At 69.9% G+C, this 386-nt stretch carries 1 protein-coding gene; it reads left to right on the forward strand.

The window, feature by feature from the left end; translation table 11 throughout:
- A partial coding sequence (locus tag CFB18_RS16310; protein WP_268808079.1) for a WXG100 family type VII secretion target occupies positions 1–315 on the forward strand: 315 nt, incomplete at its 5' end.
- Positions 316–386: the final 71 nt, after the last annotated feature.

The raw sequence follows: 386 nt of genomic DNA on the forward strand, positions 1-386 counted from the left end.
CCGGAGGATTCGCCCATGGCTACCCCCAGCCGCTTCGATTACGAGGGGATGCAGGCCATCGCCCAGCGCCTGGCCCAGCGCAGCGCCGACCTCCAGGCCTATCTCGACCAAATGGACGCCCTCGCCCGCACCCTGGCCGAGCGCTGCCACTCCCCCTTCGCCCAGGCTATCCAGGCCCGCCACGCCCGCTGGCACCGCGCCGGCCAGGAACTCGCCCAAAGCCTCCAGGCCCTGGCCACCGACCTCGCCCGCATCGCCGCCGCCCAGCAGGCCGCCGAAGAACGCGAAGCCGCCCGCTTCGCCCGGCCCAAATGAAGCCCCGCCCCAGGAGGCCCCAATGTATTGGATCCGCTGGTTCTTCAAAGAACTGTGGTGGTATCTCACCT

Source organism: Thermoflexus hugenholtzii JAD2, from assembly GCF_900187885.1.
Taxonomy (GTDB): Bacteria; Chloroflexota; Anaerolineae; order Thermoflexales; family Thermoflexaceae; genus Thermoflexus; species Thermoflexus hugenholtzii.